Source organism: Pseudomonas sp. BTN1 (assembly GCF_001907715.1).
Taxonomy (GTDB): domain Bacteria; phylum Pseudomonadota; class Gammaproteobacteria; order Pseudomonadales; family Pseudomonadaceae; genus Aquipseudomonas; species Aquipseudomonas paracarnis.
In genome coordinates this window covers 1-14,063 of the sequence record NZ_MPBM01000002.1, presented here as the reverse complement: position 1 = coordinate 14,063, position 14,063 = coordinate 1, and the positions used below count along the sequence as shown (strand labels likewise).

General features: G+C 56.2%; 14 protein-coding genes and 4 pseudogenes. 7 read left to right on the top strand and 11 right to left on the bottom strand.

The window, feature by feature from the left end; translation table 11 throughout:
• Positions 1–6 precede the first annotated feature (6 nt).
• From BMH52_RS00580 to BMH52_RS00570, 3 genes are all read right to left on the bottom strand, one after another.
• Positions 7–570 carry a nucleotidyltransferase family protein gene (locus tag BMH52_RS00580; protein ID WP_073454115.1) on the bottom strand — a complete coding sequence of 188 codons (564 nt, stop codon included), beginning with the start codon at positions 568–570 and terminating at the stop codon, positions 7–9.
• A gap of 192 nt (positions 571–762) precedes the next feature.
• Positions 763–1,284 carry a DUF2846 domain-containing protein gene (locus BMH52_RS00575; protein ID WP_058410026.1) on the bottom strand — a complete coding sequence of 174 codons (522 nt, stop codon included), beginning with the start codon at positions 1,282–1,284 and terminating at the stop codon, positions 763–765.
• Between the two features lie 63 nt (positions 1,285–1,347).
• The gene (locus BMH52_RS00570) at positions 1,348–1,950 is read right to left on the bottom strand and encodes a hypothetical protein (RefSeq protein WP_073842535.1); all 603 of its coding nucleotides are present in this window, start codon (positions 1,948–1,950) and stop codon (positions 1,348–1,350) included.
• Positions 1,951–2,474: 524 nt separating this feature from the next.
• Here BMH52_RS00570 and BMH52_RS00560 point away from each other — a divergent pair.
• Together BMH52_RS00560 and BMH52_RS00555 are read left to right on the top strand one after the other, a co-directional pair.
• Positions 2,475–2,708 carry a DUF6124 family protein gene (locus BMH52_RS00560; protein WP_072433770.1) on the top strand — a complete coding sequence of 78 codons (234 nt, stop codon included), beginning with the start codon at positions 2,475–2,477 and terminating at the stop codon, positions 2,706–2,708.
• 391 nt (positions 2,709–3,099) lie between these two features.
• Positions 3,100–3,552: a hypothetical protein gene (locus BMH52_RS00555; protein ID WP_232964678.1), complete on the top strand. Its 453-nt coding sequence runs from the start codon at positions 3,100–3,102 to the stop codon at positions 3,550–3,552.
• A gap of 295 nt (positions 3,553–3,847) precedes the next feature.
• On the opposite strand, the gene BMH52_RS00550 is transcribed toward BMH52_RS00555, so the two are convergent.
• From BMH52_RS00550 to BMH52_RS00540, 4 genes and pseudogenes are all read right to left on the bottom strand, one after another.
• Entirely contained in the window at positions 3,848–4,885 is a 1,038-nt protein-coding gene (locus tag BMH52_RS00550) for a GGDEF domain-containing protein (protein WP_073842529.1), read from the bottom strand.
• A 180-nt stretch (positions 4,886–5,065) separates the two neighbouring features.
• A pseudogene (locus BMH52_RS29875) lies at positions 5,066–5,431 on the bottom strand (methyl-accepting chemotaxis protein); the annotation flags it as partial.
• Between the two features lie 186 nt (positions 5,432–5,617).
• Positions 5,618–6,349, bottom strand: a pseudogene (locus BMH52_RS29870) (PAS domain-containing protein); the annotation flags it as partial.
• Between the two features lie 75 nt (positions 6,350–6,424).
• The gene (locus BMH52_RS00540; protein WP_073842527.1) at positions 6,425–7,309 is read right to left on the bottom strand and encodes a hypothetical protein; all 885 of its coding nucleotides are present in this window, start codon (positions 7,307–7,309) and stop codon (positions 6,425–6,427) included.
• A gap of 307 nt (positions 7,310–7,616) precedes the next feature.
• On the opposite strand from BMH52_RS00540, the pseudogene BMH52_RS29440 reads away from it, so the two are divergent.
• A pseudogene (locus BMH52_RS29440) lies at positions 7,617–7,709 on the top strand (VOC family protein); the annotation flags it as partial.
• 120 nt (positions 7,710–7,829) lie between these two features.
• Here the strand turns inward: BMH52_RS29440 and BMH52_RS00530 are convergent.
• A complete protein-coding gene (locus BMH52_RS00530; RefSeq protein ID WP_073842525.1) occupies positions 7,830–8,345 on the bottom strand; it encodes a GNAT family N-acetyltransferase in 516 nt (171 codons plus the stop codon).
• A 119-nt stretch (positions 8,346–8,464) separates the two neighbouring features.
• Between BMH52_RS00530 and BMH52_RS00525 the strand changes: the two genes are divergently transcribed.
• Positions 8,465–8,959: a GNAT family N-acetyltransferase gene (locus BMH52_RS00525; protein ID WP_073842523.1), complete on the top strand. Its 495-nt coding sequence runs from the start codon at positions 8,465–8,467 to the stop codon at positions 8,957–8,959.
• Between the two features lie 6 nt (positions 8,960–8,965).
• Here the strand turns inward: BMH52_RS00525 and BMH52_RS00520 are convergent, their stop codons facing one another.
• Positions 8,966–9,199, bottom strand: a complete 234-nt coding sequence (locus BMH52_RS00520) for a hypothetical protein (RefSeq protein ID WP_003192651.1) — start codon at positions 9,197–9,199, stop codon at positions 8,966–8,968.
• 160 nt (positions 9,200–9,359) lie between these two features.
• Here BMH52_RS00520 and BMH52_RS00515 point away from each other — a divergent pair, with 160 nt between their 5' ends.
• The 3 genes from BMH52_RS00515 to BMH52_RS00505 all read left to right on the top strand — a co-directional run bounded on the left by BMH52_RS00515 (position 9,360) and on the right by BMH52_RS00505 (position 11,235).
• Positions 9,360–9,899, top strand: a complete 540-nt coding sequence (locus BMH52_RS00515; RefSeq protein ID WP_072433765.1) for a GNAT family N-acetyltransferase — start codon at positions 9,360–9,362, stop codon at positions 9,897–9,899.
• Between the two features lie 28 nt (positions 9,900–9,927).
• A complete protein-coding gene (locus BMH52_RS00510; RefSeq protein ID WP_057700787.1) occupies positions 9,928–10,170 on the top strand; it encodes a hypothetical protein in 243 nt (80 codons plus the stop codon).
• A 699-nt stretch (positions 10,171–10,869) separates the two neighbouring features.
• A complete protein-coding gene (locus tag BMH52_RS00505; protein WP_072433763.1) occupies positions 10,870–11,235 on the top strand; it encodes a hypothetical protein in 366 nt (121 codons plus the stop codon).
• Between the two features lie 25 nt (positions 11,236–11,260).
• On the opposite strand, the gene BMH52_RS00500 is transcribed toward BMH52_RS00505, so the two are convergent.
• Positions 11,261–11,977: a class I SAM-dependent methyltransferase gene (locus BMH52_RS00500; protein ID WP_032904106.1), complete on the bottom strand. Its 717-nt coding sequence runs from the start codon at positions 11,975–11,977 to the stop codon at positions 11,261–11,263.
• A gap of 280 nt (positions 11,978–12,257) precedes the next feature.
• Positions 12,258–14,048: pseudogene (locus tag BMH52_RS00495) on the bottom strand (Ice nucleation protein); the annotation flags it as partial.
• Between the last annotated feature and the right edge of the window lie 15 nt (positions 14,049–14,063).

Here is a 14,063-nt window from a genome sequence, read left to right as displayed (position 1 = left end):
GGGGGCTCAGCCCGGCTCGACAATCTTGAGCCACGGCCAACGCGCCTGATAACTCCTGGCCTTGTGCAAAAACAGCGCCGGCTCCGGATGCAAAGGGTTGATGCGCAAGACACCCTGCTCCACATCCTCCAAGCCATAAGGCGCATACACCTCGCCCGAGGCAATATCCAGCGCAATGCACGTACCCGCCACCAGGTAACGGTCAACCCCTTGCCGGGCCGAATGCAACTGCGGGTAAGGCCGGCCAAACCGCTGCCCATACCAAAGGTGCACCCGCGCCTGATTCCTGACCTCCACATTCACCCCCAGGTCTTGGAATAGCACCTGCGCCGCACGAATTACCGCGTCTTCCGCCTCGTAGGACAGGTCCTCGTCAAAGTAAAAAACGTCATAGTCCTTCACGCCCTGAGCCGCCGGCAGATTCGCCTGATGGTTCCACACCGCCTGGAACAAACAGCCCGCCGTGAGCATGCACTGCTGGACACCAAGCTCCGGCAGGCGCGCGGTGATTTGCGCGTTGATAGGATTGGCCATGGCCAATTCGAGCAAGGTGTCGACAGTCAATGTCATGTTCAGTCCTCCATCGTCAGCGCCAACCATAACACCTGAATATGGCACTCCTGTAGGAGCAAGCTTGCCCGCCAAGCGCCCTGCCCTGGCTGATGATTATCCCTTCACTCAATAGCTCGGCCACTCGCCGCGTCTTCCTAATCCACGTAAAACGACTCGGCGAGTTGGATGTTGATGAAGTGGGGCGGGGGGTTACCGTGCGGTTGCCGGCAGCTCCTGGCACCACTTGATAGAACGCAGCGCTTCCTCGGCAGGCACAAGCGCGTAGCGCGAGTAAAACATTGTTCCGCTGAAACGACGGCCGTCGACTTCACCCAAGGTCTGCCCATCCTTGTAGTCAGAGGTGCTGAGTTGATCGGCGATGTAATACACCTTGCCATTCTCAACGGTGATATCGAAACGCTGGTTAACCATACCGCTGATGATCGGTGGCGAGGTGGAGGCAACGCTGTGCTTGCCGGCGGGAATGCCGGCCTTGAAAAAACTACCGGAAGGCAAGCTGCCGACGGTGCGGCCATCGACCTGAATAGTCGGGGCGACCCCGCCACCGATGCTCGCCGCCGTGCGATAAAAGTAAACCGTGGCCTCATCCGCACGAGGTTCCGCCGGTGACGTGAAGAACGGTTGGCCTTTGAGGTCCGGACCGCTGATGCAACCGGTCAGTGAGGCCAGGGCTGCGAACAGGCCGACCCAGAGTAGCGTAGAGCGCTTCATGCATGAATTCCTTGAACGTGGATCAATGGGCGGCGGGTTTGATGACTGTCACCGGTACCGACTTCAAATCGTGCACAACCCTTTACCGAAGTCAGTGGCATCAGAACTCGGCCAAGGCGCAAAACCACTCTTCGGCGTCAGATTCACGATGTTCCGGTCCTTGAGCATCGGGTACTTGCGCTTGAGCGCCTGCACCGTGTCCTCGGCATTGTTCACGTTTGACAGGCAAAAGCGCAGGGCATCGACGCGCAGATCGCCGATATAAAGGGTTTCCCCGGCCTTCACCGAGAAAGCCGCAGGCACAGGGCGCGCCATCGACTTGCCCGCGTAATACACGTAATGCCACTGCGTGTACTCATACTCACCCGGTGGCACTTCATACATGAAGTAATGACCCAGCACAGAGGGTGATGGCTGATCATCTTCATTGCCCAGCGTCGTCAGCCGTAATACGGTGCTGGGGGCTCCCTGTTGCTTGATCTCAACCACCAGCCCATGGGGCTGCATCATCGGAAAGCTCTCACCAACCGAACCCACGATGATCGCCTTACTTGGGTCCGGTGCGTGCTTGCCGTCGTAGCGTGACGTAGCGCACCCGGACAGAAGAGACACGCAGAGCGCGACCGCGCCCCAGACGAGATATTTACTGCTGACTTTCCCTAGCATTGGTTTTTTTCCGATCAGTAATCTTGCAGTTCGTGGAGCCCAGCCGAGCGAACCAAACGTTCGCACATCTGGTGCTTCATTGCTGGCTCGTCGGCCTCTATTGTCCAGCTACCCGCACCTTGATAACAACCCACGCTTGACCCACTCCTGTAGGAGCGAGCTTGCTCGCGAAAAACCCAAACGATCACGCAGCGCCTGAAGGCAAAATCCGATTCCCCTGCCGCACCTTGCTCCATTGCCTACGCCTGCGTCAGAATCCGCCGGCTTGTGCGCTGAGGTGGCCGTCTCTAAGGTGGCTCGGTCGCTGAATTGTTCAGTGATTCGGGTTTAGTAGCCTGAGCGTGGGTATCTATTAGTGCATGAGTTTCATCAATCAGACAGTGCGTCTGTGCTTGATGGTGGCTGTGCGTAGGGCGTCTTCGGGCGCGCCGGCTTTAGATATCCACCGGTCTACTAACCTGCGTACAGCTGCCACCCACTGTTTAGTAGCGGAAAGGTGGTGGCATCACTCAGGATGTCTACTCATGCCAAAAGCAGATTCAACAACGCTCTTCACCGTCGCCCCCAACACCAGCAACGAAACCCTCATCACCAACAGCTACGAAACCTTCACCAGCGTCAGCACCCTGCTGCTCGACCTGTCCGAAGACCTCAACGGCAAACACCGCGACATCGCCCTCGCCATACACCAACTGAGCGAACTGGGCGTACTCCTCACCGCCAGACTCCTGGACCGCGAAGCGCCCTGCCCTGGCTGATGATCAGCTCTTCAATTCATTAGATCGATGATCTCGTCGCGTCGTTGTAAGCCACATACAACGACTCGACGATTTGGCGCTTGATGGCTTTGGTGGATTCAGCCTCAGCACAAAGCCCTCTGCGATGACGAGAGCGACGACTGCTTTAAAAGTGCGCTTGTACTTTCGCTGGCTCGAAACTGATGGGCGATGAGTTTCCTAATCCGCTCAAGTACTAGCTGGCTTCGCGATGCGGTATCCTAACCAACTCGTTAAACAAGGAAGAATAACGCGCTCGTCGTCATTTCTGTCGTATCTCAAACTCCCAGCTGTTCTGCTGATTGCCGGTCTCACAACCGCTTGTTCCAACTACCACTACAAGGATTACCAAGGCGATTGGGCACCGGAGTTGATGACGCCATATGACCTGTCCAATAACGCGGCCAATGCGCCAGTGGTGTATTTCGCCACCACCCGTTTTCGCGGATTGGGAGTAAAATTCCATCGATTGCTGCTGGCCACGCATGTGGACGACCAACTACTAGAGGGTTCCGGGCGGCGCTCAATCCTTGACGTTTCCGGCAAGCAGGCACTGCGCTTGACCCCAGGCAAACACTCCTTGAGCTGGTGTTGGGTATCGATGAATGCCTTGGGTACCGGTGGCGCCAAGTGCGGCTTCGGTGCTCGCGATGTGGAATTCCGCGCAGGCCAGCGATATGTCGTGGACTTCACCACCCGCGACGACATCAATGGGCCCCCGGGGCGTCAGGTCTCGACCATTACTATCGAATCCGAGATTCGAAATCTGGACACCCATGAAGTGATCTATCCGGTGAGAGGTATTGCAGAGCTGGAGAAGGAATAACGATTGCGACGATCACCGTCACAAACTGAGTTGGGCGGTGATCGAATGCTACGTGGCAAAGGAGAGCATCCGACGCTAACCTGCCCTCCACGAAGGGCAGCAATCGGCCAGAAGCAGACGTTCAGCGATTGGGGCTAAACGATGTCTGCGCCCCCATCAGGAGCTTGAGAAAGCTTTCAGCCTCTGAGCGGTTCTGGAACATTAAAGTGAAGGTGCCCAGAGTAAGCAAGCAGCAAGGGGGAGATTCGATTTCTTCGAAAACGATTTTCACAGACGTCCTCCAGTCAAACCTTAATTACGTAGTTACAGGACGTAGCGGTTTGACCTGCCTTCCATCCTGAAACACCCGATCCTTACCATCATGCTTCGCTTTATACATATTGCTGTCGGCGCATTTGAGCACTGCGGACATGTCCGATGTCGCTCGGAACTGCGCGACGCCCGCGCTGCAAGTGAACTGATGCGGAGGCAATACACTGCAACGGATGTTGCCCAGCAGGCGCAATGCGTACTCATGAGCAACCGCATCATCTTCGCCCAACAACAAGACACCGAATTCCTCACCTCCAATCCGCCCGACACTGTGGCTGCCAGGGGTGGATTTCAGGCACGCGGCCATGGCACACAAAATCTTGTCACCGACATCGTGACCGTACTGATCGTTTTTTAATTTAAATTCGTCAATGTCTAACATTATAAAGTAGCCGCTGCGGCCTTCTGCCAATGCATTTTGGAAGAACCCCATAAAGGCCCGTCGATTAAGTAAGGAGGTGAGAAAATCTGTCTCCGCCAATGTCCTGAATTCACTTTCGACCAACAACACTGAGCGCATGTTTCTTAGATAGGTAAAGCTGAGAGTAAACCCTATGGACATGGAAGCAACGCAAAAAATGACCAGATAAACTTCCAGTTCCCGGTAAAAGCCAACGTCCAAATTGGGCCACATCAGTATCCAGACCAGCAATGTAGAGAGAAGATAGTCCTGAACCGTGACGAATAAGATAGCACTGCTTACCACGATGATCACAGCTAGGGGCAGCGTAAAGACGCGCAGCTGCACATTGGTGTCAATCACATGCGCAAAGCCGAGTGACAAAATCAATATATACACGCCGCCGAGCATTCTCCATATGCGAAAATCAGCAACTACGCGATGAACGCACCAAATAACCAACAACGATGCTGTAACCAACATATTTAACAGATTTAACGTTGTCGCAGGCTCAATCAGCACCACACAAAGCCAGGAAACAATTCCCGCCATTTCAATCTTGGTTACCGCTGGTGATAGCAGTGTACGCATTCTTGGTATGATTTTGAAAGTCGCCGGCATCCCTAAACTCCTTTTCCGAAACGGCCTGAATGTGATGTCAACGTCTGGGCAATACCTAATCAATGAATTAAGTGTGCTTTGGCATCCAAATTCCTGTTATCAATCGGAAAAACCGTACGCAAAAACTTCCATATTGCTTTCACCAAAGGAGGAGGCGTTACCGCGACGCAGATAAAGCGTTCAATGCAGATCGCTGGTGACTCTACCAATGGCTTTCACTACTTGCTTTGCGCCTGACTGGATAGCTGCCATCGCCATACCTGCCTGTTCGGACAGTTCCAATAAAACGTTGGCTTGGTCTCTGCTGCACTGGACATGCAACGCGGCTTCGCCGGCCAATTCTCGATTTTGCCTGACCACACCGTTAATCTCCTGGGTGGCCGCACTGGTACGGCCGGCGAGCTTGCGCACTTCATCCGCCACGACAGCGAATCCTCGTCCATGCACTCCAGCGCGTGCAGCTTCGATAGCGGCGTTAAGCGCCAAGAGATTGGTCTGGGTGGCAATGGCGCCGATCGTGTCGACGATGGAAGCGATCAACTGCGACTGCGATTCAAGCGCGGTCATGCTGTCGGTCACCAAGGCCATCTGTTGGGAAATATTCTGTGTGCCGAGCACGGAGTCGGCGACCAGTTCCATCCCTCGGTTAGCTTTCACATCGGTATCTAGCGACACGTCGTAAGCCATGGTCGCTGCTTGTTTGATTCCGTCGGCTTTTTCAACTTGCTCGGTCACTACGCTGGCGAATTTGGCAATTTTATAAACCCGACCGGAAGCGTCTCTGATGGGATTGTAAGTGGCCTCCAGCCAAACCACTTTTCCGCTTTTATCTACCCGGCGAAAGCGACCAGCGTTAAACACGCCCTTGTTCAGACTCCTCCAGAATTCGTCGTAATGCGCCGACGCCACGTCCTCCGCCAGGCAGAACAGACGGTGATGCTTGCCCTGTATCTCCGCAAGGCTGTAACCCATCGCCTGGACGAACGATTCGTTGGCGTGGACGACCTCACCCGCGAGACTGAACTGGATCATCGCCATCGAGCGGTTCAGTGCGCTGAACATTTCGATAATCTCCTGTTCGTCCCGCGCCAGCGCAGGTGCAACCATGCCGTAGCCTTGAAACGTCCGGTTCGCTGCAGCGATCCAGCCTATATTGAGTGTCACAGCACGGCCGTCGGAGGCACGATAGCGTTGCCGTTCGATGGCGCACAGGTTGGGTGCAAAATCATTCTGCGGTTGCGCGTTGATGTTACTCATTACCATTTTTGAAAGCTGTTCCAGCGAGTATCCCAGCGTTTGCGCAAACCGCTGGTTGGCCGAGATAATCCGGCCAGCTCCATCGACACGAACTGAAAGAAACACCGCTTCGACGTCGGCGACTGTCCCGAGCGCCAGGCACAATTGCTCTTGGCAGGTAAAAAGAGCATTCTTCAACTGGCGATTAAACACGCTGAACTCCGGCATAAAAATTACAACAAAAAGGACATTGCTTAGTGATGAAATCGCTCCCCAAAATAACAAGCGAACTCGCGCTAACGCTCACACACAGCGAATACCGCCAGGCTCGTTTCCTACTTCGCTCTCATCAACTCCCAACTCCATGCTGACACGGGCAATTGCAAAGTAGATTGACATGGCCCGCCGCATCAATTCGAGAAAGGCCGGACTCAACCCCACCAAACGTTTGTCGCATTTGAAATAGCCCTGTAACTGGCCTTCTTTGATCATGCGCTGCATGTGTGTTTTGGACACGCCCAGACGCGATGAAAGCTCCACGTAAGAGGATACGTTGTAGCCGGTCTCTAACGAGCCGGTGCGCAGGGCATCGGCATAGAGTGCGAGCATCGGCAGATGACCGCCGTCCCGATTGAGAATCCATTTCGCTTCAGGCAACAGCTTGTCGAGCAGGAAGTCCCCTTCAAGTATCTTGGCAAACCCTCGAAAAAATACGCGCAATAGATCAACATTCTTCCCCACAACCGATAACCCACTGTCGTATGGAGAGATCATCTGCGAAGGCAGCAAATAAGATTTGATTAGCTGCACGGTATTGCTTAGCGCTTTTTCCGTAGGTCGGAAACTACGTTGACGCCCGTCCTGCACATGTAACCGAACATCCAGATATCCGGCAAGGGACAAAAATGAACAATAAGAATCCAGGCTATTTCGAGACATATAGCCACGTTCGTAGCAGAATGCCTTTACTCTGGATAAAGGAACTTTCTCGTCTTTGTAGCTGAAGCTCAATAAAGACAGGGCAACCATGAATCGGTCATATTTCAACAAATTTTTATAAAACGAAGGCTTTTCTCGATAGCTTTCCATGACCAAATCGAAATGCAGCAGAACAGCTTCATCTATATTGGCTCGGGTCATTTCCGAACTGGTCTCTTTCAAATACTCAAGCAGATCAGTCTTGTTCATCGAAGTTACACAACCTTTAGCCGGCAATATCAAACTGCTACCATTCGCAATACGCACAGTATATGCGTATTCGAACCGCTGGCAGGTTCACCCCAAAAATGTTTTATGACCTGACGCGCTTCGATCGCAGCTCACCCGAGCGTGTCTGATCGATGCCCACCGGCCTAAAGGTGAGCTGCGTGCAAGAATCTCTTCGACCAATAGCAGCCATCAACGCGTCACTATAATTCCCGCCCTTGCATCATGATGCTCGCCACGATCCCCTCGTGGCACCGAACTATAGTTGGTGCATCTAACCCATCTTGGAGTGGGCCAGCGCGAATTCATCGTCCAGGATCCCGACGGTTATCTCATCAGGTTGGTAGAGCGGTTGGGTGAGAGGCGGATTTGCTCAATCTGAATTTGAATCTGAGCCAAGCCGATATTCAGGTTTGGGGTTCAGCGGACGTAGTTCAACGTCCGCTAATGGCCGATTTCTGCCGTTCGTGCAGGCCAGCAATCGCAAACCCGATGCCCAGAGCTAACCCCCCGGTATCTGATACACAACCGAATCATATTTTTCCGCCGTCCGCCTTTCGATGACGACTCCCCCCAGAGCTTCAGCAATACGTCGACTCGCACGGTTCTGCATCGCAACAGGGTAAATGAAGTGCTTTGCTGCCACCCACTGGCTAGCCCATTGAACAACCGCCCGCACCGCTTCCCACCCAAAGCCCAACCCATGTTTATCTTCACGGATCCAGATCCCCAACTCCGGTGTTTCACTGCCGGTATGGTGCAGCCCGACCAAGCCGGTAAAACGAGCACCTACCCGCTCCCTGACTGTGAACACGATGTCGCTGCCATCCGCTATCGCAGGCAGCCACTGCCCCCAAACTTGCGCGTACTCTTCCAGTGAGGCAGGCGGTTCCCAGGACATGTAGCGAGTCAGAGACGGTGAGATACAAGAGAACGACTCAACAGCGTCCTGCTCGCAGAAGGGCTCGATGCTCAGGCGTTGCGAGAGAATGCGGATCGCGTGGGTGTCCACTGGCATTGCAATTTCCTTCCTGGGGGCCGTTACTCCATGTATGCCGTGAACATACCATGCGGGTCGCTTCATCAGTATCAGGCTCTCTATACTGAGCCCCCAGGATGGTAGCTAGAGCACCCAATATGCCCGTCGCACCCAATCAAAATTCCCCCATCATTTTGGTCCCAGCCCAACAAAGCGACTTGGATAATCTGGTAGCCATTCGAATCGAGGCCATGCGCGAAAGCCTGGAGCGTGTTGGGCGATTTGATCCAGCCCGTGCGCGGGAGCGGTTTGTTGGCGGCTTTGAAGCTCGCGACACACGCTATATCGAGGCGTCTGGAGAGAGGGTGGGTTTCGTAGTGGTCAAACATCACCCCAATGAACTCTTGCTCGACCACTTGTATGTAAGGCCGAGCGCGCAAGGTTCAGGGGTAGGGTCTGCTGTTCTCTCTCAGATTTTCAAAGAGGCGGATGCGGCTGCGCTGCCTATCAAAGTAGGGGCTCTCAAAGAAAGCGCTTCGAATCGCTTTTATACCCGCCATGGCTTCCAGTTCATCGAAAGCAGTGAATTCGACAATTATTATGTTCGTCAGCCTATTCCGGCGATTGGCGCTCATTCCGGAACCATGGGCTGACTGGTACTAGCCCTTCAGTTCACCAGCCCGATTGCTCGCCGCGTCGTCATACGCCACATACAGCGACTCTGCGATTTGGCTTTTGATCGCCTTGGTGGCCTCCAGCCCCAGCACAAAACCCTCGGCTTTACCGCCAGCACGGTTGAGTTCTTCATGGGTGGAGGCGCCAGTAATGGCGTCAAGCAGCTTGGCGGCGTGGGGGCCGACGCCTTTGGGGAGGGAGATCTGGTCGATGGACATTATCGCTACCTTGAAAAATGGAGTTCGGGAGCGAGTGAAACCACTGCCGGGGCTGGCATGGTAGACCTGTTTGCCATGAAAGGGGTCGCTTTACGCGCAGCGGCGCTATTCTTTGCGGCTACGCAGTGAGATGGGGCCATTGGTAAATCTGGAGGGGCTTATGGAGTATTGCGTTGAGGGCTACTGCCTTCGGCCATTGGCATGTGACGATTTCGAGCGGATCAGCCGTTACGAACGCGTCAATCGCAAGCATCTGCAACCCTGGGAGCCGCTCAGGGACGAGGAATACTTCACCACGGGCAACGCCAAGGCCAGGGTCGAGCAGCAGGTCAACAATATGCAGGCTGACAACGCTCTGTGTTTCCTCTTGCTTGCCGAAAGCGGAGAGGTTCTAGCGCGGTGTAACTACACGAACATTGTGAGGGGCGTTTTTCAGGCCTGTCATCTCGGCTTTTCGTTGGCGGAATCTGCCCAAGGTCGCGGCTTGATGAATAAAACGCTTCAGGTCACTAACCGACACTGTTTTGAGCAGTTGGGTCTTCACCGGATCATGGCCAATCATTTGCCCCGCAATGTGCGGAGTGAACGCCTTCTGGAGTCGCTGGGGTTTGAGAAGGAGGGACATGCGCGAGCCTATCTAAAAATCGCTGGCGTTTGGGAGGACCATACGTTGAGATCGTTGATCAACCCTGAACAATAAGCGCCCCACCCCACTCAGGAAAAAGCTGATGTCTACCGAGCCCCTCTGCCTGGTTTTCGTACCCGCCCTGGCCGCCGTGCTGACCGCCGCCGAATCGAAAAAAGGCGCACCTCTCAGCGAAGTCGAAGTGTGCAATATCCGCGACCAGGCCACTTGCATTGCGGTAACCTTCTCCACCGCGTTGGCGATGGAACAAGAACGGGGTTACCCGGATATCGTTGCCGAGGATTGCTGGAATGAGTGGCAACGGTTGCGTCCTTCGCTTCAATAGCGCCCGCTCTGATCAGCATAGGTATCTACACAACTCTGTAGCGCTCAACGGTAACCACGATGCGAAGCGAGCCGCTGTTGATCTTGATCTTGATCTGCTTTTGATCTCAGGCGCCCCGTTAAACCACGCTGGCCCAACGCAGGGTTGAGTTGCGAGTGGTGGGGCAAGAGCGCTTTGCTTACTTTCGCGCTTTTCGAAAGTGAGCCGCCGTCAGGGCGGAACCCTAAGTGGCCGTTACCGCAGGAATGGATATGTACTCGGTACAGCTGTGTCGCCTATAAGGCCGCCTTCGCGAGCAAGCCCGCTCCCACAGTTTGATTGCGGGGTGTCAGGTAGATTGGCGTCGGCTGGCAGGCCGCCATCGCAGGCAAGCCAGCTCCCACAGTTGGATCGCTGAGTGTCAGGTAGATTGGCGTGGGCTGGCAGGCCGTCATCGCAGGCAAGCCAGCTCCCACAGTTGGATCGTGGGGGGTCAGGTAGATTGGCGTCGGCTGGCAGGCCGTCTTCGCAGCGATGCGGCGACCCGACAAGCCAGCTCCCACATTTGGATTTCGGAGCGTCAGATGGATATGCGCCGGCTGTCAGGCCGTCACGGGAGCAAGCTGCCTTGCCACAGATTTAGCGTCGTGCCGAAGTTGTGTAGATAGCTATGCTCTGATCAGCGCCCCAACCCACTCCCAGGATTCACGGACTTCCTTTATGCCCCCGGCCTCACGCGACCACGCCCGTATCGAACGCCGCCTCATCGCAGCCCTGACCGACGCCTGCGAGATCGCAAAGGCCGAAATCCCGGGCTTCGACTGGTTGACCCACACCGTCGACTACCGCGCCTTCCCCCAAAGCCTGCGGGTGATCTGGGTGTTCGACAGCGTCGCGAGCAAGGCTCACGCCCTCGCGACCGGGGCGGACGTACGTATGCGCGAGCTGACTACCGCCGCGCTGAATGACGCTGACGTGCACGTCCCGAACATCGCCCGCTGCGTCAGTTTCGATTCCGAAGAGGAATGCCACCTTCGGCATGGCGGCGATTGGCGTCGGCGGCTGGCTACTCTCCGGGCGATCTGAATCGTGCCACGGGTTGCTGACTTCGCTATTGCACCTTACACGTCAGCCAAGCCCCCCAGAACAGGCTGCTGAAGAAACGGGTCGCGTCGCCGAAGCCAGCGTCGTGCAACAGCTTCTGCACTGCGGCCTCGGAATGTGGCGGGTCGGCGCCTTGAAGGATTTTGCCGAGCTTGGCCTTCACTTCGTCCGGGGTGGCGCCATGCTGACGCCACCGTTGGCCCCATGCCGCCAGCAGCAACGGCTGGCTGGCATACGCATAGTGATTGCCCGCGACGATCAGCGGTGCCCCCGGTTTCAGGTGCGCCCGAATCGATCGCAGCATTCGGGCCTTGGCGTCGTCACCCTCCAGATGGTGGAGCACACCGATCAAGGTGGCGGCGTCGTATGATGCGTCTGCTGCCAGGTCTTCAAGCGTCCCGAGATGCAGGGTGGTTCTATCAAGCAAGTGGTTGGCTTCCAACTGCTGCCTTGCCGCGTCGAGCATCGGCTGGGAGGGATCAACCGCCATGAAGCGCCATTCCGGTTCAAGGCTGGCCATGGCGATGATCTCCTGCGCCGTACCGCCGGCGCCGACCACAAGTACCTTGGCCGAAGGGGCATCACCAAGGCTTGCCGCGAGCATGCAGGCTGCCAGGTCCTGGCACGCGTCATAGCCCGCCAACGCGATACGGCTTTGTCGTGCGTACTCGTTGGCTCTTGAGGTATCGAATTTGTCAGCAGGATTGGATGAGGATGAGTTCAAGGCGGTTCTCCGTGGCCTTGACGCAAATTACGTTAACCGTGGCAGTAAGAAAAATGCATTAATTTTATGTGCTGCATTCCCATAGGGAATGCGCACCGGGACCTCCCCATGACTTGGCTCCCCCTAGAATGCTCAGCCAGGAATAGCGGGCTGGAGCGTCTAAGGTGCAAGCTCCCTCACCCTGGATACTGCGTTGCGCAGACCCACGGCATCTATTCCACGAGGCGAAGGAGCTGGCCGTTTGTTAAAAACTACTTATCACACACCTGCAATCTGCCAATCACTCTTGGGCTTTGTTCACTACGTTGCGATCTTCATCCACCTGGTACGGCGTGTCAGCCTCTACCCCGTCCTTTCCTGTCGTCGCTACGACGTTGGTGTAGCGCTTGCCGTCCCAGCAACGAAATATCAGCGTGGAATGCTCTCCCGCCGTTAAGGTCGAGCCGAGGCTGGCAACGAGCCGGCTGTGGGCCCCCGCAGTCAAGATGCTGTTTTTACCGGCCGTCAACCGGCTGCGGTCGCCCGCCATCAGCACGCAGTCATTGCCAGCGGTGAGTTTGCTGCGGTCTCCGGCGGTAAGGTAGCTGTTGCTGCCGGCCAGGAGTTTGCTGCGATCGCCGGCGGTCTGGATGCTGTCGGCGCCAGCGATAAGCTTGCTGCGTTCACCGGCCATTTGGGTACTGTCGGCACCGCAAATAAGGGTGCTGCGGTAGCCGGCGGTTTGTGAACTGCTTTTGCCGGCGATCAACATGCTTTTATGCCCGGCAGTTTGCGTGCTGCCATGCCCCGCAATCAATGAGCTGCGGTGGCTCGCCACTTGGTTGCTGCCGTATCCAGCCGTGAGGGTGCTGTGCATGCCGGAGGTGAGGCTGCTGCCATAACCGGCGGTGAGCACGCTGCGCAGCCCGCTGATCAAGGTGCTGCCATAACCGGCCGTCAGGAAGCTGCGAATGCCGCTGGTGAGCGTGCTGCCGTAGCCGGCGATCAACGAACTGTCTTGGCCTGCGGTGCCGGTGCTGCCGTATCCGGCGGTGAGGGTACTGTCGCGCTCGGCGGTTTGAGTACTGCCATAACCGGCGGTCAACGTGCTTTCGTAGCCCGCGGTCTGCGTGCTGCCGTAGCCGGCAATCAACGAGCTGGAAAATCCGGTGGTCTGGGTACTGCCATAACCGGCGGTGAGCGAACTGCTGTCCAGTGCGGTGAGTGTGCTGCCATAACCCGCCGTCAGTGTGCTTTCATAACCGGCCGTCTGAGTACTGCCATAACCCGCTACCAGCGTACTTTTATAGCCTGTGGTTTGGGTGCTGCCGTAGCCGGTTGTAAGGGAACTGTTGTACTCCGCGGTTTGGGTACTGCCGTAACCCGAGGTCAGCGTGCTTTCATAACCGGTGGTCTGGGTGCTGCCGTAGCCCGCGATCAATGAGCTGTGGAAGCCCGCCGTAGAGGTGCTGCCGTAGCCGGTCGTGAGCGAGCTGTTTTCCTGGGCAGTCTGGGTGCTGCCATAGCCTGCCGTGAGGGTACTTTCATGCCCGGCTGTCTGCGTGCTGCCGTAACCGGCGATCAGTGAACTGTCGGGGCCGGCGGTTCCTGTGCTGCCGTAACCGGCGGTGAGCGAGCTGCCTTCCTGGGCGGTTTGCGTACTTCCATAGCCTGCGGTGAGGGTGCTGCTATGCCCAGCGGTCTGCGTACTGCCGTAGCCGGCGATCAGGGTGCTGGCATACCCCGCCGTGCCGGTGCTGCCATAACCGGCCATCAGGTCGCTGTTTTCCTGGGCTGTCTGGGTGCTGCCATACCCTGCGGTAAGGACACTTTTATAGCCTGCGGTTTGGGTACTCCCGTAGCCCGCGATCAGCGAGCTTTTTGCGCCCGCGGTGCCCGTACTGCCGTAGCCAGCCGTAAGCGTGCTGCCTTGTTGGGCGGTTTGGGTGCTGCCGTAACCGGCGATCAACGAGCTGTCGGAACCTGCCGTGCCGGTACTGCCATAGCCGGCGATGAGGTCGCTGCCTTTTTGTGCCGTTTGAGTACTGCCGTAGCCCGCCGTCAGCGGGCTTTCTTCTCCAGGGGTTTGGGTCTGTCTCTTTTAAAC

Coding starts and splice junctions, on each gene's coding strand:
- BMH52_RS00550 (WP_073842529.1), bottom strand. CDS start 4,885: ATGCCGGCGACTTTCAAAATCATACCAAGAATGCGTACACTGCTATCA.
- BMH52_RS00580 (WP_073454115.1), bottom strand. CDS start 570: ATGACATTGACTGTCGACACCTTGCTCGAATTGGCCATGGCCAATCCT.
- BMH52_RS00505 (WP_072433763.1), top strand. CDS start 10,870: ATGCCCCCGGCCTCACGCGACCACGCCCGTATCGAACGCCGCCTCATC.
- BMH52_RS00520 (WP_003192651.1), bottom strand. CDS start 9,199: ATGTCCATCGACCAGATCTCCCTCCCCAAAGGCGTCGGCCCCCACGCC.
- BMH52_RS00530 (WP_073842525.1), bottom strand. CDS start 8,345: ATGCCAGTGGACACCCACGCGATCCGCATTCTCTCGCAACGCCTGAGC.
- BMH52_RS00525 (WP_073842523.1), top strand. CDS start 8,465: ATGCCCGTCGCACCCAATCAAAATTCCCCCATCATTTTGGTCCCAGCC.
- BMH52_RS00575 (WP_058410026.1), bottom strand. CDS start 1,284: ATGAAGCGCTCTACGCTACTCTGGGTCGGCCTGTTCGCAGCCCTGGCC.
- BMH52_RS00555 (WP_232964678.1), top strand. CDS start 3,100: ATGACGCCATATGACCTGTCCAATAACGCGGCCAATGCGCCAGTGGTG.
- BMH52_RS00515 (WP_072433765.1), top strand. CDS start 9,360: ATGGAGTATTGCGTTGAGGGCTACTGCCTTCGGCCATTGGCATGTGAC.
- BMH52_RS00560 (WP_072433770.1), top strand. CDS start 2,475: ATGCCAAAAGCAGATTCAACAACGCTCTTCACCGTCGCCCCCAACACC.
- BMH52_RS00510 (WP_057700787.1), top strand. CDS start 9,928: ATGTCTACCGAGCCCCTCTGCCTGGTTTTCGTACCCGCCCTGGCCGCC.
- BMH52_RS00540 (WP_073842527.1), bottom strand. CDS start 7,309: ATGAACAAGACTGATCTGCTTGAGTATTTGAAAGAGACCAGTTCGGAA.
- BMH52_RS00570 (WP_073842535.1), bottom strand. CDS start 1,950: ATGCTAGGGAAAGTCAGCAGTAAATATCTCGTCTGGGGCGCGGTCGCG.